Here is a 21,453-nt window from a genome sequence, read left to right as displayed (position 1 = left end):
ATCAACTTCGCATTGTTGAGTAACATCAGCCAGCTTGTTGAGGCATCGGATTAATTACTAAGATACTTATTGGCTAAGGGTATGTTTTACAGTTGTACTGTTTTTATATACAGTACCCCTGTAAATCTCAATGAATACTAAAATAACAAGCTTAATGTTAGTCGCGCTGTTCTTGGCTCTATTGGATGAAAGTGGTTATCTTCAACGCCTTGTGCTGATTCGCCAGGTAAACGCGATGCATAATAGTAATCTATATCGTGGTCGGTGCTATTAAATAAGTTAAGTAATTCAAAGTTTACTTTCCAGTGAGTCTGCTCATAGCTAATTGCGCTATTTACTACTGTTAAAGGCTCCGAACGCTCGTCACCATCGCTAGTTAATGTACGTTTGCCAATATGGCGAACTCTAACTGATGACTGCCATTGCTCACTTAAGTGCCAATTTAAACCTGTACTTGCAACAACCGGAACAGCACCTTCTATATAATCATTATTGTCATTAATATCTAAACGTGAATGCGTGAACGAGGTTTCTGCGTCGATACTAAAGCTGTCGTTAATCCAATAATAAGCGCTTATTTCTAATCCGTAACGCTTAGATGCATCACTTGGTTCTGTGTTACCCGCATCGCCAACAAATAAAAGCTCTGAGTCGAGTGTTAGCCACCAAAGTGCAGCTGATAGATTAAACTTTTGCTCATCAGCAAATCGGACGCCTATTTCAGCGCCTTCACTTTTAACTAATAAGTCAACTTGCTCTGCTTGCTCACCGGTAACAGGGTCAATATTAATAGTAGATCCGCGCGCATCATTTGAATGAAAAGATTGTCCCCAATTAGCATATGCAGCTACTAAATTTGTAAAACGGTAATTTAAACTCCCTTTAAAACTTACTAAATCATCCTTTGCTTTTCCTGAATTTACGGCGGTAATACTAGTCACGTTTGTATCAAAATAGTCGTACCTAACGCCAACGGTTGCTTCAAGTTTTGGAGTAAGTAAAAGTTTAGACTCCCAAAAGCTTGAGTAGCTCGTTTGCTTTAGTTCATCTTGCCTAACCGTACTAAGTCGCTCTCTTGCTTGTGTGTTATAAAGCCCTACGTTATTTATGTCGTCGTGGCGAAGCTCAATACCTACGGTATGTTGTATGTTTATATCTGATGTTTTGGTTTCAAACTGGTAGCTTATATCTGTTCCATAAATATTTCGGCTATCTTGCTGATTAAACTGATCGCCATTAATTGGATCATTTAAAAAATAACTAAAATTTGAATACAGGTTTAAATCGTAATTAATTACATAAGCGCTGGCTTTTATATGCTCGCCCTGCCAGTTACTCGATAAGCTATAACGGCTAGAGCTACCGCCAAGTGTGGTGTCAAGAGAGCCTAATTGAGTAATTAAATTTTGTGATATAGCGCGCTGTGGAATTTGATCTGCTGAATTCCATGTATTGTCGTATGCCATGGCACTTATTGATAAGTCACCATTAAAAGCTTTACCAACATAGCGCAGTAGGGCATTCTTTTTATTTACATCTTCGTTTATATCATCCCATGGGCCGTCATAGCCTTGCCATTCTGCCGCTGCAATGAGCTTACCTGTTGCAATGTTAGTAGATCCCAGTACAACAGCGCGTCTATAATTATCTTCTCCTATACTGAGTTCAACTTGGTGATGTTTTAGGTTATCAGCAAGTTGAAATTGAGCACTACCAGCGGTTGAAAAGTCACCTTGGCTTGCGCTATATGAGCCTTTTTGATAGTTAATAGTTGAAATAGACTCAGGGATTATAAAGTTTAGGTCGGTGTAACCTTGTCCGTGGCCATGGCTGCGCATATTAATTGGCATGCCATCTATGCTGGTGGCAAAGTCGGTGCCGTGATCTAAATTAAACCCCCTAATAAAGTACTGATTAGCTTTACCAGAGCCGCTATGTTGAGTGACCGCCATACCTGGGATTAACTCTAACATTTCGGCGCTTCTTAACATTGGGCGCTGCTGAATTTCACCTTGACCAATAATACCGCTAGATGCGCTGATTGACTCACCAATTAGCCCATCTCTGTGACCATAAACGGTTAATTTTTCAATGTTTGCATAGCTATAACCACTATACAAAGTGCCTAGCGCTAAAATTGCTAATGTTCTCATGACTAAAATCCCTATCTAATGTATTTGTTATTAATGCAGCTATGTTAAATACGGCTTAGATAATTTATTGGATGCAACATTTGTTGGTTATTTGTAATTATTTAGGGGTGAGTAAAGATGGGTAACTTAAAAACTACGCCGCACGCTATTGTAATCTTATTACATAAAACTAATAATCGAGTGCTTTAAATGACTGTATAACACTAACAAGACAGAGAGCCCGTATTGAAAGCCAAAGAAATCCGCAATTTTTATATCAACGAAGAGCAATCTGTTTATTTGCTTTCGCACCGCGATGCTAAAAAACACCGCCAGTGGCTTAATATTTGTATTAAGCAGCTAACACTGCTGGGCTACAAAAACGTTGAAATGATTGGCTCGGGTGCTTTTGGTTTTGTGTTTGCAGGAGATGACGATAACGGCTTACCTTGGGTATTTAAGTTTTCGCGTATTACACTTGCCCAAAGTGTACGCGACCGCCTAGAAGACGAAGCGTATATGCTTTCGCAAATTAATAACCCCTTAGTGCCTACCTTTTATGCATTTGAGCGAATTAAAAAACAAGGGATTTTAATGATGGCTCGCGCCATTGGAGAGGACCTTGAAAAAGTATCGCTTAAAACAGGACGCTTTAGTGCCGCGCAAATAATGGCGCTAGCTGTTAGGTTACGTAATGTATTAATTGATTTACGTAGTCACAAAAACGGCGTTAGCCCACAACCTATAGTGCATGGCGATATAAAACCTTCAAACCTTGTTTGGGATGCAAACACTGATGCGCTTTCGTTAGTGGATTGGGGTAGCTCTGTGTATGCACAGCTCGATAGTGATGGTAACCCTGTTGCTAGTAACTTTATGGATTTAATGTCGGGCGATTTAAGCACAACGAATGCCCGTATGGGCGATGTGTACTTTATTGGTGAAGCGCAAATGTCGGGAGAGCAATCATCCCCACGATTTGACGAACAAGGTGTAGCCGCTACGTTGTATGCGTTAGCGTCGGCGCAGTCGTGCCGCTTTGGTGCGCAAGCCATCCCTGCAAGCAGCTTAGGGCTCCCAAAAGAGCTGGCTAAGGTGATTGATGGCATGCTGTCAAAAAGTAAGGCCATACGTGATGGTGCTGGTGATTACTTTATGCGTAACATTACAACTATGGCCAAAATGTATTTACCTGAGCTTGATAAAAAACAAAGAAAAGCAGATATTCCTTTTTGGTATGGCAACGACGAGCAGCCCGACACGGTGGTATATAGTTCACGAAAACAGTTTTTACGCCAAGCCGATCATAACCAGCAATTACTAGATATAAACGACGCGCAACTTGACCGCTATTATAAAGAGTTTTTATTTGATACAGGCGATACCGAAAAAGCATTTTTAGCATCAATAAGCCGATTAGCTAAGTACCCTGTAGTAGGTGGGCTTAGTTTTCATTGGAAGGATGAGTCAATGTTTGTTGAATCATCTTTAATTATGCATGACGAATCATTGGGTGATGCGTTTAGTGATGCGATTAATAATACGGTTATGCTTGCGCAAGCGATTAATCAAAAAGGGCTATTTAAGTGCTGTTTGTTTGATGCCCGTAAAACTATTCAACTAGAGCGAGATGGCACGGGGGCATTTAAGTTTGATAGCCTACCAGAGCTTGAATACGAAGTAGTAAGTATGAAAGCAAATGACATAACCCGCCCGCATTCATACTTTGAAGACGGTAAAGACCCTGACGAGCAACTACAGCTACCTAAAAAAGTTATTAAGTGCGTATTTGAGCTTAACCAAATTCATCATACCGGCTGTATTATTTTTGAAGCACTGCCGGACAGAATGAAAATTCACCATTACTATCGATTACTCGATTCGACCAAAGAAGTTGAGTTTAAACGCCTTCTTAATAAACTCATGCAATACGCGGTAAATATTACTGACGTTGGTGTTGCGGGCTTTATGAAACTCCCTTATAAAAACACCCGTGAGTTTAGTTTACGTGAGCAGCAACAAGAGAATTATTTTCCTAAAAATCCCAAGCTTGTATCTTTATAGAAAGAACCCTTCACTAAAGAGTGTTAAATAAGAAGACAAAGATAAAAAAGAGCACAAATTTGTTTAACTTGTACTCTTTACCACTTAATTATTTAGGTAAGTATTACTAATTATTAAACACCTTACTAAAGGGCGACGTTGGTGTTAGCTCAAATTGATGAGTTAGCTTTTGCGTTTTATTAGTCGCTGTAATTTGATAATGCTGCTTGTGCTCATTGTTACTAAATAGCTTAACGTTAAAGTTAACTTTGGTTAGTTTACTAGGCAAAGAGTAGCGCCCAGTAATGGTTACTTGGTCTATATTGTCGCTTTTATGTTTATGCGACGCTTCTGGGTTTAGCAAAAGTCCGTCAATAGTAAATTTATACTGATGATCCGCTAAATAAACGTTCTTTTTAACTCGTTTAGTTATTAGCTTTTTATGAGCGTTAAACTCAATTATTGACACTTTGCCATCCTTGTTTTCATCAACCCCTTTAAAAGCCGGCATAGGGATTGAAAGTACAATAAACACGTTATTATCAACAAAATTCAGCGTACCGTGCTCTGCAACTATTAAATGCGCGTTTGCTAATGTTGATGTGCTCAATAAGCCCAATGTGGTTACACTTAACAGATAATTTTTTATATGAGGCATAACTTACTCCTAATTAAACTTCGCCTTTAACGCAGCGTTGAAAAAACGGGTAAGTGTCTGTTGCGTAGTAGTGGTATATCCCATCAGGAAACTCAGGTGTTACGCCAACGCGGCCATTACATTCATCTAAATCACCAGAGCCTGCTACGTATTCCCAATCTTGTGCAAATGTACCTAATGGGTATATATCGGTAGAAGGGCGGTTTGCGCTTACAGATGTTATGTGTTGGTAGCTACCGGTCATTACGGTTAGCGCTGAAGTTGCATCATTTGAGTCTGCATAGCCGTAACGTGCATATATAGGAAAGCCATCTGCTGCCCAGCCTATTAGAGTCATAGTGGAGCTATTGCCACCTCGCAGTGTTACAAAGCCTTCAGGCATACCGTGATAATGATATGTGCCATCGGGTTGTACGTGTGCATTGTTGTCGTCTGTTCCAAAACTAAACGTGTCTTGGCTTAAAGCTTCTATATTCCAATTACCGCTGTTGTCGCCTAAATCACAATCGGTGCCTGAATCATCGCAACTTCCGCCTGTGCCGGCGTCTATTTTAATGCCGTTAAGTACAACACCTATCATTCCACGAGGGCCACCAAGCATGGTTGCTTGTGTTGTTTCTACAGGCTCAAGTGTGTAGCTTTCATTTACAGATTGTTCAGAAATAGTATTTGGGTTATCGGCATTAGGGAATGTACCTACTTCGTGATCAGGTATGCCATTAGCGACTAAGTCGCGTGTAGTTCCTGTGCATGACCAATCTGCAGCGCTGGTGGCTTGTACTGATTCTGACTCGTTATAGTCACTGTAACTATATTCACAAAACACGCCTTGGGTTGAGCTACTCGTACCTGTACCGTTATCTGTGATACTTTGAGATGAATCTGTAGTTGTTGAGGTATCAACTATGCCTTCTCCACCTCCACAAGCAACTAACGATGAAACAACTAGAGCCAAGGTGCTTAGCTTTATAGCATTTACCCGATTTGAGTTTTTAATATTAAGTGCGTGTAGTTTCATTGCTGCTTACCTGATCAATTAAGTTACTCAAACAATAATCAGCAATTGTGCAAATAGTGTGTAAACAATGATGACAAATTAGCAATGATGTAAATAGACGAAGTATTAAAGCTAAGTTGAGATTTAACTTTATTGGATTGTGTTTTATTTTAAAATTTCAAAAGTTAAACTAATGCAAAAATAGCTAATATAAAAGGTTACCTTAATGGCTAAAACAAAACCTGTAGTGACGTTACAAAGTCACGGTATTTACTCTAAGTGGGACAGCGAAAGTAAAGCATTGCCACAAATAGAGCAATTTACAACAAATGTAATAGCTGAGGTAGATGTTGAGTTTGGCTTAATCGTAAATATTAAAAAGGGTAAAGGCGAAAAGCTTCACTATTGTATATACCATCCAGATATTCCAGACAGTGACGGTGATGTAATGGACCCCTTTGAAGGCGACGTATACGTTAAAAACAGTGATTGGAACTTTTATTTAGGCGACACGCTTTGGTTACCAATAGAGAATAAGTTGGGTGATTGGCGTATGACGATTGAGCTAAATGGAAAAATTATTGCTGATAAAACTTTTAAGGTGGCATTAGAGGTAGAGCGTACTGAAACAGATTTTTGGAAAAACCGAGGGTATTGATTTCTATTTGTTAGCTATATGGTGTGGATGTAATAAAAATTAATAAAAGAGAGTTGTAGAGCCATTTAAAATAGCTCTACAAAATTAAATTAGCGTGTTTAGTTACCCCAAGGGTTACTAGAATTAGAGCGTTGTTTACGATCGCGAGCACGTTGCTTTGATGCTTTTTTTTCCATAATACGTTTTGCATCACTAAAACTTAACTCACATGGCACACCAGGTTTATGATCAGCTGGGATCACGCGATCACGTGGCGGTAATTCGTATTGCACATCATCAGGTCTAGGTAAGTTTTTTAGGCGATAAAGGTAAAAGTTATCTACTTTTTCTTGTGCCCATTGTGTTTTACGTAAAAATTTAACCGCTGACTTTATATCAGGATTGTTTTTAAAGCAGTTAAGTTGTAAATAAGCGTGTAGGAGCTCCCACCCGTATTGTTCAACCAGCTCTTCAACCACTTGTTCTAATTTAACGCCTTGCAGTGGATTATTACTGAAAAGTTCTTGGTTGCTCATAGGTGTTGCCTCGTTATTAAAATACAAATTGCATTATAAATTTAATAACGAGGCTTTAACAGAGTAAATAGCTTAACTTTGACAATTAACTACAACACGACCGCGAATTTTGCCTTGCATTAGTCGCTCTGCGTTATCAATTACGTGTTCTAGTGATATTTCTGTCGAAATTTTATCTAAGTAATCAGCGTTTACTAATTTTGCTAAACGATCCCACGCTTCAATTCTGTCGGCTTTAGGGCGTATTACGCTATCAATGCCTATTAGTGACACACCACGTAATATAAATGGGGCAACTGAGGCAGGTAAATCCATGCCTTGGGCAAGTCCGCAGGCGGTTACTACACCCCCATACTTTAATGATGCACAAATATTAGCAAGTGTATGGCTACCTACTGAATCTATTGCCGCTGCAAAGCGCTCTTTTTGCAAAGGCTTACCAGGATTTGAAAGCTCGTTTCTGTCAATTACCTGTTTAGCACCTAACTCTTTTAAATATTCACTTTGATCTAATCGACCCGTAGCTGCTGTTACGTTGTAGCCAAGCTGGTTTAATAAATAAATAGCAAAGCTGCCTACGCCACCATTGGCACCTGTTACAAGTATTTCGCCAGATTCAGGGTTTATTCCTTGTTTTTCAAGAGCTATAACACTTAGCATAGCGGTATAACCGGCTGTACCTATTTGCATCGCTTGTTTTGGAGAAATACCTGCAGGCAAGGGGATTAGCCAATCGCTATTAAGTGCCGCTTTTTGAGCAAGCCCGCCCCAATGTTTTTCGCCTACACCAAAGCCATTTAATATTACGTTATCGCCGTTTTTAAATTCATCGCTGGTGGAATTTGTAACCGTACCCACTAAATCGATACCTGGCACCATAGGAAAACTGCGTACAACGGGGCCTTTACCAGTAATTGCTAAACCATCTTTATAGTTAAGTGTGCTGTATAGCACGTCGATAAAGACGTTTTCGTTTGGTAAATCACTGCTTTCGATAGTCGATAATGAGGCGCTGTAGTTATTATCTTCTTTATTAATAACAATGGCTTTAATTGGGTTATTCATAGGATATCCTTTTAGACCGATCGTCTTTTAATTGGTAAATAAAAACGCATTAGGTTAGTAATGCGCGTAAAAACATTTCTGTATATAAAGTATGTGGGGTATTTGATTTTGTGAGCTTGGCGCGCATAACCGCACCTTCCCAGCCAATCCAAAAGTACTCACTCATCAATTTTGTATTTACATGGCTTGCAATAGTGCCTTGTTGCTTAGCTTGGTTTAAGCAAACCTCTACATGGTTTTGCCAAGCGGTGTAGCTTTGCATTAATCTGGTTTTAAACTCATCACTTAAATGGTTAAGCTCTTGATTTAAGTTACCTACTAAACAGCCACGTTTGTAATCGTATTTTTTCATCCCTTTAATTGCGCTTTGAGTAAAATTAACAATTCGCTCAAGTGGGGGAACATCTTCTTGCTGTAGGTAATGGGTAAGCTTTGCAATAAAGTAACTGTCGTATGCATCAACTAACGCAATACCGTAGGCTTCTTTACTTTTAAAGTAATGATAAAAAGAGCCTTTAGGTACAGCCGCTTTTTTTAAAATAGTATCGAGCCCCGTGGCGCTAAAGCCAAACTCAGTTAGGGTTTCTAGACCCGTGCGAATAAGTAACGCTTTGGTATCGGCGTTCTCTCTGGCTATTTTAGGTGGGCGACCACGGCGTATTGGTGTTGATGTATTTTTGTTCATGTACATATATTAGACCGATCGACTTTAAATAATCAAGCATAAATTTAAATTGTTTAAAAATACTTCAAGTTAGGGGCGGGCTACTAATTTAAGATTAATGAAATAAAAATGTCACGATTACATTTTTGTTTGGAACTTAGTCAATATTAGTCGGTCACAAATAAAGCACATAAGTGCTTTTTAGCGATTATTGAGTCGCATTTTATTTAGCATAAAACCGGTCAAATTAAATGTTGTATGACCACTTACTTTTTTAAATGTTAATTCATTTTTGCATCAGCAGCTTAGTTAAAGTCAAACAATTTAATTGCTTTTACGATTTGAATTTTACATTTTTATTAACTATTCATTAAATGTAGATTTCACTAATGCTACACAATATATAAATAAAAAGGTGAGGATATTACCGATGAAGAGACAGAAAAGAGATCGTTTAGAAAGAGCTCATTCTCAAGGTTTTAAAGCAGGTTTAGCAGGTCGCTCAAAAGAGCTATGCCCTTATCAACAAGTAGATCCCAAATCAGAGTGGTTAGGAGGTTGGCGTGAAGCGATTGAAAACCGCAACATGTACAAAACCTAAAATCAATAATCGAATTTAAGCAAAAAGGCCTCCACGTTGGAGGCCTTTTTGTACGCATTTAAAAATTAAAACGCGCTAGTGTCTTGGAACAAGCCCACTTTTAAATCTTTTGCTTCGTAAATTACTCGGCCATCTACTTCTACAGTGCCATCTGCAACGCCCATGAACAATTTACGTTTAATTACGCGTTTCATTACAAGGCGGTAAGTTACTTTTTTATTAGTTGGTAAAATTTGGCCAGTAAATTTAACTTCACCCACACCTAGCGCACGGCCAAGACCAGGGCCACCAGACCAACCTAAGTAAAAACCAACTAGTTGCCACATAGCATCTAAGCCTAAACAACCTGGCATTACTGGGTCGCCTTTAAAATGACAATCGAAAAACCAAAGGCTAGGGTCAATATCAAGCTCAGCAACAATTTCGCCTTTCCCATGAATACCGCCATCAGCAGTAATAGAGGTAATGCGATCCATCATTAACATGTTGTCACTTGGTAAACGGCAGTTACCTTCACCAAACATTTCACCTTGACCACACAGGATCAACTCTTCTTTTGTATAGCTATTTTTAGGTTCCATAACACTTATCTTCGCTTAGAAATTGCCAAGTACTTTAGCGTACACTTGTACGCTAAACAACTCGGAGCAGTTAAAAAATCAAAATATTGCATATTAAATCATCAATCAATCAACGCGATTGGTTTTTGCACTATAAAACCGCGCAATTACAATCAGAAATCATTATAATTAACGCTGTCTTATAACCAGTCTAAAGGAAGTTTATGATCCTTTTTGTTAACTCACTAACTGTGATTGATTTTTCTTACTTATGTAACAAACGCGGCGCCGTTGGCGAGAGCTGGATTGTTGATTTAACTTTGCACGGTAAACTTAACGAAGAGTCTATGGTTTTAGACTTTGGTTTAGTTAAAAAGCAAATTAAAGGCATTATAGATGAGTGTATTGATCACCGTTTAGCAATTCCTACAGGGCTTAATGGTACTGTATCTGAATTTGACGAGCATAAAACACTCGACTGTACATTTGGTGAAAATAATCACTTAGCTATGAGCGCTCCTCATCAAGCTTATTGCATGATTAACGCAGATGAAGTAACTGTTGAATCGGTTACCAAATTTTTAATTGCGACTATTTTACCGAAGCTACCAGATAACATCGAAAAAATTGAGCTGTCTCTTAAGCCTGAACACAGCCAAAGTTTTTACTATCATTACAGCCATGGCCTTAAAAAGCATGACGGTAATTGCCAGCGTATTATTCATGGGCATCGTTCTCAAATTGGTATTAGCCTAGATGATATTTCTATGCCGCGCTTGCAAAAAGAATGGTCTCAAAAGTGGGAAGATATTTACTTAGCCACTAGTGAAGATCAAATTAACGCAGCTGATTTAAAACACATACCAGCCAAAGCGGGTGATGTATGTTTTGCTTATACATCGGCACAAGGCTATTTTGAAATGGCTATAAGCGAGTCTCGTTGCGACATTTTGCCAGTAGATACCACTGTAGAATGTATTGCTGAACATGTAGCTGGCCAAATTAAAGCCCAATACCCAGAAAAAGCAGTGAAAGTAACGGCTTATGAAGGTGTTGGAAAAGGATCGATTAGTTATGTTTAAAACACTTTTAGCAACAGCGCTTGTTGCCTCTGCTAGCTTTAGTGCTATGGCGCTTGAGTTAAAAGGACATTTAACACAAGGCGGTTTAGTTACTGGAAAGCTAGAAAACGCTAAATCAGTAAGCTTAGATGGCAAAAGCTTAAAACTTTCACCAAAGGGTGATTTTGTATTTGGTTTTGGTCGTGACGCTGAAACTACTCATACTTTAAAATGGGTAGATAACAATGGTAAATCGCATTCACAGCCAATAGCTATCACAAAGCGCGAATATAAAATTGATAAAATTACCGGTGTAGCTAAAAAATATGTCTCTCCGCCAAAAGAAGTTAGTGCGCGTATAAGCCGTGAAGCAGTTGCTGTGCGAAAAGCCAGAGAAGTAGACTCTGATTTATTGTACTTTTTAGACCCTGTGTTAAAGCCTGCAGAAGGGCGCATATCGGGTGTTTACGGTAGTCAGCGCTATTTTAATGGCGAGCCTCGTCGTCCGCACTTTGGCTTAGATATCGCGAATAAAACGGGCTCTCCTGTTTACGCGCCTATTAGTGGTACCGTGGTATTTGCTGAACCTGATTTATACTACTCTGGCGGAACATTAATTATTGATCATGGCCATGGTATTACCTCAACTTACATTCACTTAAGTAAGCTTGATGTAAAAGTGGGTGATAAAATTGAGCAAGGTAACAAAGTGGCTGAAATTGGTGCAACTGGACGTGTAACGGGTCCTCACCTAGATTGGCGTTTTAACTGGAAAGGCGAACGCCTTGATCCTGCATTACTAATGCAAGATACATTAGCAAACAAAAAGTAGAGATTATGACTGACGTAAATCGCGATGCAATAATTGCTCAGCGTATTGAAGACTCAACCACATCGGTAACTAAAACCGTGTTTCCAGGGCGTACTAATCATCACAATACTTTATTTGGTGGTGATGCACTGGCGTGGATGGATGAAGTGGCATTTATAGCCGCGACTCGTTTTTGCCGTAAGCCTTTGGTAACTATATCTTCTGATAGAGTCGACTTTAAAGAAGCCATACCAGCAGGTACTTTTGCAGAGTTAATAGCTAAAGTAGTGCATGTAGGTAACACCAGCTTAAAAGTTGACGTAGATATATTATTAGAAACTATGCACAAAGACGATAAGCATTCAGCCATTAGTGGCAGCTTTACCTTTGTTGCAGTTGATGATAACCACAGACCGACTCCGGTAGTATGCGAAAAAATGATTTATGGTTTTGATTAACTTAAAGCTTTGAATATGCGCTAAAGCAAATTTATATAAGCACCTTAATTGGTGCTTATATAAAACACCTAAAAGAACACATCATACAAAATGTTCATAAAGTATAACCTCAACAACAGAGTGAGTATTAACTAAAAAAATAATCAAACTGAAGGGAATTGATAGGGGTGAGAGTTGTTGGATTTGGATACTAAAAAGGTATGCTTTTAACATACCTTTTTGTTTTATTTAGCTTTTAATTACATTTATTAATACTTACATAAATACTTTTTAAAGTACCATTGCTGCAATCCAGCCAAATATCAGCAGCGGTATGTTAAAGTGAATAAACGTTGGAATAACAGAGTCTCTAATGTGGTCGTGCTGGCCATCGGCATTTAAACCCGATGTTGGGCCAAGCGTTGAGTCTGAAGCAGGAGAGCCTGCATCACCTAAAGCGCCCGCAGTACCAACAAGCGCAGCGGTAGCCATAACAGAAAACCCAAGATCTAAACACAAAGGAACAAACAAAGTTGCAATAATAGGCACTGTTGAAAACGAACTGCCAATTCCCATTGTAATTAATAACCCGACTAACAAAATAACACCGGCGGCCAAAGGTTTATTACCATCAAAAAGGGCGGCTGCGCTGTGTACTAAGCTTGCTACATCGCCAGTGGCTTGCATAACCGATGCAAAGCCTTGTGCAGATATCATAATAAAGCCAATCATGGCCATCATCGCAACGCCTTTACTAAATACGTCGCCGTTTTCTTCCCACTTAACTACACCAAAAACACTAAATATCATTACACCTACTAAGCCACCTAAAATCATTGAGCCACTTAGGTTTTGTGCAACAAGTGAGGCAAGTACTGCAAAAAGCCCCACAATCATTACTTTTTTAGGGTTTTCTACCTCAGCAGATTTACTCACAGTTGTTAATGGGAGCTCGGTGTATTCGCGGCGTTTTTTGTAGGTAATAAATACCGAAATAAGTAACCCAATAAACATACCTAATGCAGGAATTATCATCGCCACAGGGACTTGTGTATTTACAATGTCTAGGCCGTTATCAACTAGGTTTTTGTGCAAAATAGAATATAAGTAAATACCGCCAAAACCATAAGGAAGCACCATGTAAGACGTTGCTAATCCAAATGTTAAAATACACGCTATAGCACGCCTGTCTAATCTTAGCTGATTAAAAACAACGAGTAACGGTGGGATCAAAATAGGAATAAACGCTATGTGTACAGGTACTAAGTTTTGCGAAGAAATTGCACAACCTAAAATAATTAATAAAATGAAGTAACTTAAAAATGTTTCATTACCGCTGCCTTTTGCATTTACTTTAGCAAGTAGCTTATCAGCGAGAATACGTGTTAAACCCGACTTAGAAATAGCAACGGCAAACGCACCAAGCATGGCATAACTTAGTGCAATTTCAGCTCCAGCTGAAAGGCCAGAATTAAACGCATCAACACTTTCTTTTATGCCCAAGCCTGCAGTAAGACCTGCAACTAACGCGCTTATGATCATGGCAACAATGACGTTAACGCGAGCCAGAGATAGCCCGAGCATTAAAATAACGCCTATAACAACAGCATTCATAGTATTCTCTATTTGGAAATTTTAATTAATTTTATCAGATCTTTAGCCTGAGTTTTACGCTCTTTCGTAAAAGGTTTTTTACCATAGCGTACTTGGTTAAATAACTGCCTAAAAGTGTTTATAGATTGTGCAGAACGAGGAAGTTGATCAGCAAAAAAGTCTAACTGCTGACTCGGTGTTAAATTATCGGGTGTATTTACTTTTTGTTTTTTAGCCCATGCTTTTACTTCATAAAACTCTTTAACCATAGGCGCTAATTTAGACGGGCGTTTTGGCAAGTTTAAATAAATAAAATAACCTATAAAACAAAAACCAGCTGTTAGTAAAACCATTAATGGTACAAGCCAAATATTTTTACTACCAAAAATTGATTTTAAAAAATCATTTTGTTTTTCTTCGTCAAAACCAAGTACCCAGCTAGACCATTGATAATCGAGGTTTTCAAGTTCCAACCTTAACCAATTAATAGCGGGGAAATTACTTAAACTCACTAAACCAAAATCAAGGTTACTTTTAAATTCGTCATTCAGCTCTTCGTTTTGCGAAAGTGAGCCATTTAAACGCTCTGGTGCAACAACGGCGGTTGCATCAAAAATAACCCAACCTTCGTTTTGTAAATATACTTCTACCCAAGCGTGTGCGTCGTATTGGCGAACAGTGAGTGTATTATTATCTTGATTTAATTCGCCACCTAAATAGCCACTTACTAGTCGAGCGGGTATACCTGCGGTTCTAAAAATGTACGCAGCGGCACTGGCATAGTGGCCACAAAAGCCACGTTGATTATCAAATAAAAATTGATCTATGGTGTTATCGCCGCTCATAGGAGTGGGTGTTAATGTGTAAGTAAATCCCGTACCTGCAAAGTACTGTAATAAGCGATTATAAAAATCGCGGTCAGAGTGTGTATTTTGCTTTAAGTTTTTAGCAAGTGATGATGTTTTTACATTCTTTTTATTGGAGAGGTATTTGTAGCGTTTTTCTTCAAATTCGCCAAGCGGTAAAGTTGTGAAGTTAAAGCTATTTACATCGTATTGTAAGTTTTTAGCTTGGCGACTTTTTTTACGCAATAAACCTAGCGAATTACCTTCAACATTTGGTGAGTTACTACTGGAATACGCTAAACCATAGAGCCATTTTTGTGTAGCAGGCTCTGTAATAACTGAGTAGCTTGCAATAAGTTGCTCATCATTTTCGCTCTGCGTATTTGTTTTTACATTATTATATTTTAAAAAGTCAGACGTAAGCCACGCATTGCCATTAAATTCATCATGAACTATTGCTCGCCAATAATAAGGCGCTACAGGTTTTTCTTCGTTAAATTTAGCTCTAAATACAAGCTCGTCAGAATTTGAAAGCTTAGCAATATCGAATGGATCGACTTGTTCAGAAAGCCCTGTTTTAGCAAGCTTAGGTCCAGGAAGCTGCCAAAAGGCGGGCATTTTTGGTAAAAAAAGCAGTAAAAATATAGCTAACGGAAGCGCTAAAAGTAGCAATTTACCACTTTGCTTAGAGGCGATTTTTAAATTATGTTTGGACTCGAGTAGGCCAAGTACTGCAAAGTTTAATATGTATAAACTACTAACAGTTAAAGTCGTTAAAATGCTTTGGTTAAATAAATACACAGATGAGAGTGAAAAAAACGTAAGCGTTGTAATTACATGATAGTGTTTTTTGGTTTTAGCCTGTAGCAGCTTAAATAAACTAGCAAGTAGCAGCATGGCCACAAATAAAATAACCGTATCCGACATGCCTACTGTGTAGAGCATTAAACCGAGTGAGACACCTGCGAGTATATTTGCCAGCCAAGCATTTGGCTTTGGTTTATTACTCAGCGTTATGTAAAAGTTCCATGCACAAATAAGTGAAAGTACACCAACAAAAACAAGCGGTAAATGTGATACAAAAAATACAATCAAACATGCATATATAAAAGACAGCGAATAATTTATTACTTTTTCGTTTTTAAGTATGTCCATTACACATCACCATTAAATGAGCATAATACTTCTAAGCATTGCTGCTTATGATGCTGTCCGGTATTTGTATTTATTGTTTTATTCGGTAGCTTTAACATAAAAGGGGTGTTTTTCTCGGTTGCTTCACACACTAAAAAGCATAACTGGCTTAAGCGCTGCTCTGTATCTCCATTCATTAACGTAAAATCGAAGAGTGCATTTGCTGTTTTAAAGTCTACAAACTCTTTAACTAACAACTGCTGTGTTTTTGCGTAATGCTTCCACGACACTCTTTGCAAGCCCATCTCAGGTAAGTGTGGGATAAGAGACTCAAACTCTTCGCTACCAGATTGTGTAGAAATACCTTTATCGGCTTGCTCATCAAGCATAGAAACATGCGCGTCACAGTGAACCTGTTCAAGCGACGGGTATACAAATACATCTTGTTGTAATTGAATGTAGCTCCAAACAGTTATCAAACCAAAGGGATAGTTACTCGCTATTTTAATACGTTGCACTGAGTACTTACCGCGTGAGCTGTAGGGTAAGTTGAGTGTAAGTAACTGAGGTTTACTATCAACTTGGCCGGTATGTTTGTGAGTTTGCTCACTCCCTTGATATGTTAAATTAATAGATTGGGTTACTGAAGGGCTTTGTAATTCAAATATAATACTCGGTTTTTGAGGAGCGTAGCTGTTAAATGCATCTTTAAATTTAACTGTTAAGCCTTTAGCGTTACTGTAGCCCATTAATACAGCAATAATCATTACCACAAACATAAGATAAGACATTATTAAAATTAAATTATTTTGATAATTAATGCCCATCACAAAGTTTAAAATAGCTACAACTATAAAATACCAACCAAGGGATGATGGCAATACATAAATTGTTCTGTGTTCAAGTGTAATTGAGTTTTTTAAATGTTTATTTTTTAATAACTTATTAAATACACTTTGCTTAAATGACTTAAATAAAGAAGGGCGCTTAGCTGTTTTTTTTGGCATAAAAGTTTATACCGGAACTAATACGTTTTTTAAAATATCGTTTACTTGTGCTTCACCTGACTCATTATGCAAACCTAATCGATGCTGACACACACTTACAAATACGGCTTGAACATCTTCTGGCATTACAAAATCACGACCATCAATAAAGGCCCACGACCTAGCTGCTTTAGCCAAAGCCATACTAGCACGAGGTGATAACGATGATGCAAAAGCGTTGCTTGTGCGTGTGTAATTAACAAGCTCTATAATGTAGTCAATAACCGGGCTACTTAAAGTAATTTGGCTTATCTGGGTTTGAATTGCCGCTAACTCTTGTTGGTCAATACGCTTAGGTAACTGACTGTAATCTCGTTTTTGCATATTCAAAATTAAGCGTTTTTCGGCTTCTTTAGGAGGAAAACCCAAGCTAATGCGCATTAAAAATCGGTCTAATTGCGACTCAGGTAACGGGTAGGTACCTGATTGATAAAGCGGGTTTTGTGTTGCTATCACAAAAAATGGATTTGGCAGCGTATATTTTTTTCCATCAACTGTTACTTGTTGCTCTTCCATTGCTTCAAGCAACGCACTTTGTGTTTTGGGCCCTGCGCGGTTTATTTCATCAGCTAAAACAACTTGGCTAAAAATAGGGCCTTTATGAAACGTAAAACTGTGCTCGGTAGAGTTAAACACGTTAGTACCCAAAATATCAGCAGGGAGAAGATCACTGGTAAATTGTATACGCTGATACGATAAGCCTAACACAGCTGACAATGCATGAGAAAGAGTGGTTTTTCCCATGCCAGGCAAATCTTCAATGAGTAAATGCCCTTCGCTAAATAAGCATGTAAGTGCCAGTTTTATTTGTTGTTGTTTACCAAATATAACACTCGAAAGATCGTCTATAATCGCAGTAACAGTACTATGCATGCTAACCTTATTATTATTCTATTATTTCAAGACGCTTCATTACAGTGTCTACTTTTTTTGTATTAAAAGGTTTTGCAATAAAACCTTTAGCGCCCATTTCCCACGTGTTTTGTACGTTTTCGAGACTATTGTGGCCCGAACACATAACAACATGAGTGTGCGGGTAAGCACTATTAATGTATTCCAATATCTCTGCACCGTTAGAGTCTGGTAAATCTACATCTACAAATATAACGCCTGGCGGTTTATTGTCCATAATAGGTTTGGCAGAGCTAAAATCAGCACTTTCTAATATATCTTCAAACCCTAAGTCAGTTAAAATTTGGTTTAGATAATCACGAATTTCCTTAACGTCATCAATAATGAGGATGGGCTCTAGCGGGCGAACAAATTCCATATGTAGGTTACTTCTATTTTGAATACATCTAAGTGCTTTAATACTAAGCTAACCCCATCATAAGCTCAAGAACGTTACTTAAAAAACACCAATAAATAAACTGTTTATAGGTTTGCCCAACAACGTATTTTTAAAGGGTTATCTGCTCTCATATCTTCTACTAACTTATATTTTCATTAATTGTAATGAACAATAATGACGTATTCATAAGAAATTCCTTAATCCAATACAACATTCCATCAAAATTTGATGTAACAAATTTGCTACTTAACTTATTGATTCAAAAATATTTACATATGAATTCGATTTTTTGTAAACGTTTTGTAATAAAAAATCGTTGACCTTCTAAATTCATTCTGTGATTATGCTCAGTAGATGGGCTTATGCTCACAAGTGCAGTTTCATTAACCACTTAATGTTTTGCTCAGTCAGCCTCATCTATACACACTGAATTAATACCAATTTCATTAAATGAAAATGCAATTTAATAAAGTTGGCATCACACACCACACTAAATAAAGAGCTTATTATGTTGAATAATAAAAAGACTAAATTTGCAATTTCTCTCATAGCGGCAGCTATGGCTACATCGGCTCCAGCACAGGCTGATATTTCTGAATATTTAGATCGCGTTGACGTAGACTTTTTACTAATGCAAAACTTTCAGTCAATTCAGGCTAAAGATGGTGCATTTCGTCCAGAAGATGAAGAACAAGAATCAGGATTTGGCCGTATTAGAGCTAATCTAATGCTTAAATTTCATATTAACGAGTTCATCACTGCCGATATAGATATTGCAGAAGAGCCTAATGACTTTGGTGGCGAAGATCGTGACTTTTCATTTCACAACGATTTTGCAGGTGTTGAATTTGACTTACTAGGTCTATATGGCACACCAAAAGAAAACGCAAATTTAACACTGCGTTTGGGTAATATTGGTGGCTCACCATTTCAATTTAAAGGCTTTCAAGACGGCGCAGATAACCAAAGTAATGCACTTATTGGTAATGGTATTACCGATTACGCAACCGCAGAAAACGGCGCACAGCTAAGTTACAGCGAAACTTTCGATAGTGGTGTAGTACGTGCTTATAATGTTACAGGTCACATTACGACTTCAAGTTTCGGTGAAGCATTTCAAGAAGACAGAGGTTATAACTACCGACTTCAAGGTACTCTAGAATTTGAAGGTGGCTTTAAAGCAGGCTTAAACTTATTAAAAGCGAATCAAGGCGACCAGTTACGTTTTGAAAATGGCGTAGCAAGTCTTGATGGTGTAACCACAACAAACTATCGCTTTGGCGATGGTGAAAACTATAATTTCTCAGCGTCACCTTCAAACGAGCGTGACACTCACGTTGGCGCAATGCCAGGGCTTGAGCAATCAATCATCCAGCTTAACTTAGCTTATCAACCATCTGACGAAACTAGCTTAATTTTTATGGTTGGTAAATCGTCTGATGATTACACATTTGCAGATGCCGCTGGTAATGCAGTTGCTGGTATTACCTACTTTGGTACAAACGGCATAGCTGATGAAAATGGCACTACTTTTGATTCAAACAGTGTAATAGAAGGCGACTCATCGGTTGAGTACTTCGTGTTTGAAGCACAACAATATCTAATCCCTAAAAAGCTATATGTAGCGGCTCGTTATGCAGAAGCCGATAACACTTCCGACTTAATTGAACAAACAGACAACACAGTAGAGCGTATTCAAGTAGCCGCAGGTTACTGGTTTAACGATAAAACGCTTTTAAAAGTTGAGTATGTTAACCAAGAAGAAGGTGTTAATTCGGGCGGCCAAATCGGTAAAGGATTTGACGGCTTCACTTCTGAAATATCTGTTAAATTTTAAATCATTATCCAACTAGTCTAACTATTTAAACAAAGGACCTAAAAAGGCACTTTGCGGGCAGTTTTATGCGTTAAAACTGCCATAAATAGAATTGGTAATAGATTGAAATTTAATAGCACTTGTTAAAACATAACGTGTATGGGGAATACCCGATGAAAAATAAATTAATTATGCTCGCGTGTGGCTTTATAAGCATGGGCGCTGCGGCAAAAGAAACAATCACAATAGCGACTGTTAACAATGGTGACATGATCACCATGAAAGAATTAAGCAGTGACTTTACCAGCCAAAACCCGGATATAGATCTAAAATGGGTTACTCTAGAGGAAAACATTCTTCGCCAACGTGTCACAACCGATGTCGCAACAAAGGGCGGCCAATACGATGTTATGACCATAGGTACTTATGAAGTACCAATTTGGGGTAAGCAAAATTGGCTAAAAGAGCTGGATAATTTAGGTGAAAACTACGATTTAGACGATTTAATTCCGGCAATTCGAAGCGGTTTAACGATTAATGACAAACTTTATGCTGCCCCATTTTATGGCGAAAGCTCAATGGTTATGTACCGCACTGACTTAATGGAAAAAGCGGGGCTGACAATGCCTAAAGCCCCAACATGGGACTTTATACGCAAAGCTGCTAAAGCCATGACAGATAAAAAACAAGGTGTTTATGGCCTTTGTCTACGTGGTAAAGCAGGTTGGGGCGAAAACGTTGCGCTTATTACATCCATGGCAAATTCGTTTGGTGCGCGTTGGTTTGATGAAAATTGGAAACCTCAGTTTAATACCCCAGAGTGGGAAAATACCCTTCAGTATTATGTCGATGTGATGAAAGAATCTGGTCCTGCGGGTTCATCTGCAAACGGTTTTAATGAAAATCTTGCACTATTTCAAACCGGAAAATGTGGTATTTGGATTGATGCAACCGTTGCAGGCGCATTTGTTACTAACAAAAAAGACTCAGAAGTTGCCGATAAAGTAGGGTTTGCACTTGCGCCAGATAACGGTCTAGGTAAACGCGGTAACTGGTTATGGTCTTGGACTTTAGCCGTACCAGCAAGCAGTAAAAAACCAGATGCCGCAATGAAATTTATTAGTTGGGCAACATCTAAAGAATACACTCAACTTGTAGCCGACAAAAAAGGTTGGGCAAAAGTACCGCCAGGTACACGTAAATCACTTTACAGTAATCAAAAGTACATGGATGCAGCACCGTTTGCGCAAATTACCTTAGATTCTATTCAATCTGCAGATCCTAAAAATCCAACCGTTAAACCGGTGCCTTATGTAGGTATTCAGTTTGTTGCTATTCCTGAGTTTCAAGGAATTGGTACAGCTGTTGGGCAACAATTCTCAGCAGCATTAACTGGCCAAATGACCGTTAAGCAAGCGCTTAGTACGTCTCAGCACCTCGTTGAGCGAACAATGCGTAAAGCTCGCTATCCTAAATAGCATGTAATGGGCGGGTAAGTACTCAAACTTACCCAATATTTTATGTCA

General features: G+C 38.4%; 20 protein-coding genes. 8 read left to right on the top strand and 12 right to left on the bottom strand.

Annotated features, from left to right (window positions below):
• Nucleotides 1-137: 137 nt before the first annotated feature.
• Nucleotides 138-2,153, bottom strand: a complete 2,016-nt coding sequence (locus H5159_RS03225) for a TonB-dependent receptor (protein WP_182779723.1) — start codon at nucleotides 2,151-2,153, stop codon at nucleotides 138-140.
• Nucleotides 2,154-2,378: 225 nt separating this feature from the next.
• Here H5159_RS03225 and H5159_RS03220 point away from each other — a divergent pair, with 225 nt between their 5' ends.
• Nucleotides 2,379-4,196 carry a protein kinase domain-containing protein gene (locus H5159_RS03220; protein WP_182779722.1) on the top strand — a complete coding sequence of 606 codons (1,818 nt, stop codon included), beginning with the start codon at nucleotides 2,379-2,381 and terminating at the stop codon, nucleotides 4,194-4,196.
• Nucleotides 4,197-4,302: 106 nt separating this feature from the next.
• Here the strand turns inward: H5159_RS03220 and H5159_RS03215 are convergent, their stop codons facing one another.
• Together H5159_RS03215 and H5159_RS03210 are read right to left on the bottom strand one after the other, a co-directional pair.
• Complete coding sequence (locus tag H5159_RS03215; protein WP_182779721.1) at nucleotides 4,303-4,833, bottom strand: hypothetical protein; 531 nt, start codon at nucleotides 4,831-4,833, stop codon at nucleotides 4,303-4,305.
• Nucleotides 4,834-4,846: 13 nt separating this feature from the next.
• Nucleotides 4,847-5,851, bottom strand: coding sequence for a YHYH protein (locus tag H5159_RS03210; RefSeq protein WP_182779720.1), 1,005 nt, complete (start codon nucleotides 5,849-5,851; stop codon nucleotides 4,847-4,849).
• 205 nt (nucleotides 5,852-6,056) lie between these two features.
• On the opposite strand from H5159_RS03210, the gene H5159_RS03205 reads away from it, so the two are divergent.
• Nucleotides 6,057-6,488 (top strand): DUF3859 domain-containing protein, encoded by a 432-nt coding sequence (locus H5159_RS03205; protein ID WP_138489047.1) that lies wholly within the window; start codon nucleotides 6,057-6,059, stop codon nucleotides 6,486-6,488.
• 98 nt (nucleotides 6,489-6,586) lie between these two features.
• Here H5159_RS03205 and H5159_RS03200 read toward each other — a convergent pair whose 3' ends face one another.
• The 3 genes from H5159_RS03200 to H5159_RS03190 all read right to left on the bottom strand — a co-directional run bounded on the left by H5159_RS03200 (nucleotide 6,587) and on the right by H5159_RS03190 (nucleotide 8,753).
• Nucleotides 6,587-7,003, bottom strand: coding sequence for a VF530 family DNA-binding protein (locus H5159_RS03200; protein ID WP_182779719.1), 417 nt, complete (start codon nucleotides 7,001-7,003; stop codon nucleotides 6,587-6,589).
• Between the two features lie 72 nt (nucleotides 7,004-7,075).
• Nucleotides 7,076-8,068 carry an MDR family oxidoreductase gene (locus H5159_RS03195; RefSeq protein ID WP_182779718.1) on the bottom strand — a complete coding sequence of 331 codons (993 nt, stop codon included), beginning with the start codon at nucleotides 8,066-8,068 and terminating at the stop codon, nucleotides 7,076-7,078.
• A gap of 49 nt (nucleotides 8,069-8,117) precedes the next feature.
• Nucleotides 8,118-8,753, bottom strand: coding sequence for a TetR/AcrR family transcriptional regulator (locus tag H5159_RS03190; RefSeq protein ID WP_182779717.1), 636 nt, complete (start codon nucleotides 8,751-8,753; stop codon nucleotides 8,118-8,120).
• Between the two features lie 409 nt (nucleotides 8,754-9,162).
• Here H5159_RS03190 and rmf point away from each other — a divergent pair, with 409 nt between their 5' ends.
• Nucleotides 9,163-9,333: a ribosome modulation factor gene (gene rmf / locus H5159_RS03185; protein ID WP_002960897.1), complete on the top strand. Its 171-nt coding sequence runs from the start codon at nucleotides 9,163-9,165 to the stop codon at nucleotides 9,331-9,333.
• A gap of 65 nt (nucleotides 9,334-9,398) precedes the next feature.
• On the opposite strand, the gene fabA is transcribed toward rmf, so the two are convergent.
• Complete coding sequence (gene fabA, locus H5159_RS03180) at nucleotides 9,399-9,914, bottom strand: bifunctional 3-hydroxydecanoyl-ACP dehydratase/trans-2-decenoyl-ACP isomerase (protein ID WP_002960896.1); 516 nt, start codon at nucleotides 9,912-9,914, stop codon at nucleotides 9,399-9,401.
• A 203-nt stretch (nucleotides 9,915-10,117) separates the two neighbouring features.
• On the opposite strand from fabA, the gene H5159_RS03175 reads away from it, so the two are divergent.
• Genes H5159_RS03175 through H5159_RS03165 form a run of 3 tightly spaced genes read left to right on the top strand, consistent with a single transcriptional unit; the run spans nucleotide 10,118 to nucleotide 12,223 of the window.
• Nucleotides 10,118-10,975 carry a 6-carboxytetrahydropterin synthase gene (locus H5159_RS03175; protein WP_182779716.1) on the top strand — a complete coding sequence of 286 codons (858 nt, stop codon included), beginning with the start codon at nucleotides 10,118-10,120 and terminating at the stop codon, nucleotides 10,973-10,975.
• A complete protein-coding gene (locus tag H5159_RS03170) occupies nucleotides 10,968-11,786 on the top strand; it encodes a M23 family metallopeptidase (protein WP_182693902.1) in 819 nt (272 codons plus the stop codon). The genes H5159_RS03175 and H5159_RS03170 overlap by 8 nt, the downstream gene beginning before the upstream one ends.
• A gap of 5 nt (nucleotides 11,787-11,791) precedes the next feature.
• The gene (locus tag H5159_RS03165) at nucleotides 11,792-12,223 is read left to right on the top strand and encodes an acyl-CoA thioesterase (RefSeq protein WP_182733519.1); all 432 of its coding nucleotides are present in this window, start codon (nucleotides 11,792-11,794) and stop codon (nucleotides 12,221-12,223) included.
• 270 nt (nucleotides 12,224-12,493) lie between these two features.
• On the opposite strand, the gene H5159_RS03160 is transcribed toward H5159_RS03165, so the two are convergent.
• From H5159_RS03160 to H5159_RS03140, 5 genes are read right to left on the bottom strand one after another with little or no spacing between them, the layout of a single operon-like run.
• On the bottom strand, nucleotides 12,494-13,816 hold the full coding sequence (locus tag H5159_RS03160) for a Na+/H+ antiporter family protein (protein WP_182779715.1): 1,323 nt from the start codon (nucleotides 13,814-13,816) through the stop codon (nucleotides 12,494-12,496).
• 8 nt (nucleotides 13,817-13,824) lie between these two features.
• Nucleotides 13,825-15,795 (bottom strand): DUF3488 and transglutaminase-like domain-containing protein, encoded by a 1,971-nt coding sequence (locus H5159_RS03155; RefSeq protein WP_182779714.1) that lies wholly within the window; start codon nucleotides 15,793-15,795, stop codon nucleotides 13,825-13,827.
• A complete protein-coding gene (locus H5159_RS03150) occupies nucleotides 15,795-16,781 on the bottom strand; it encodes a DUF58 domain-containing protein (protein ID WP_024604393.1) in 987 nt (328 codons plus the stop codon). The genes H5159_RS03155 and H5159_RS03150 overlap by 1 nt, the downstream gene beginning before the upstream one ends.
• A 6-nt stretch (nucleotides 16,782-16,787) precedes the next feature.
• Nucleotides 16,788-17,693 (bottom strand): MoxR family ATPase, encoded by a 906-nt coding sequence (locus H5159_RS03145; protein WP_182779713.1) that lies wholly within the window; start codon nucleotides 17,691-17,693, stop codon nucleotides 16,788-16,790.
• 13 nt (nucleotides 17,694-17,706) lie between these two features.
• Nucleotides 17,707-18,090: a response regulator gene (locus H5159_RS03140; protein ID WP_002960883.1), complete on the bottom strand. Its 384-nt coding sequence runs from the start codon at nucleotides 18,088-18,090 to the stop codon at nucleotides 17,707-17,709.
• Nucleotides 18,091-18,619: 529 nt separating this feature from the next.
• On the opposite strand from H5159_RS03140, the gene H5159_RS03135 reads away from it, so the two are divergent.
• Nucleotides 18,620-19,948 carry a hypothetical protein gene (locus H5159_RS03135; protein WP_165723449.1) on the top strand — a complete coding sequence of 443 codons (1,329 nt, stop codon included), beginning with the start codon at nucleotides 18,620-18,622 and terminating at the stop codon, nucleotides 19,946-19,948.
• 152 nt (nucleotides 19,949-20,100) lie between these two features.
• Nucleotides 20,101-21,405, top strand: coding sequence for a sugar ABC transporter substrate-binding protein (locus tag H5159_RS03130; protein WP_182749443.1), 1,305 nt, complete (start codon nucleotides 20,101-20,103; stop codon nucleotides 21,403-21,405).
• Nucleotides 21,406-21,453: the final 48 nt, after the last annotated feature.

Source organism: Pseudoalteromonas sp. SG43-1, assembly GCF_014164415.1.
Lineage (GTDB): Bacteria > Pseudomonadota > Gammaproteobacteria > Enterobacterales > Alteromonadaceae > Pseudoalteromonas > Pseudoalteromonas distincta.
The sequence above is the reverse complement of the archived record's forward strand: the minus strand, read 5'-3'. Positions and strand labels throughout refer to the sequence as shown.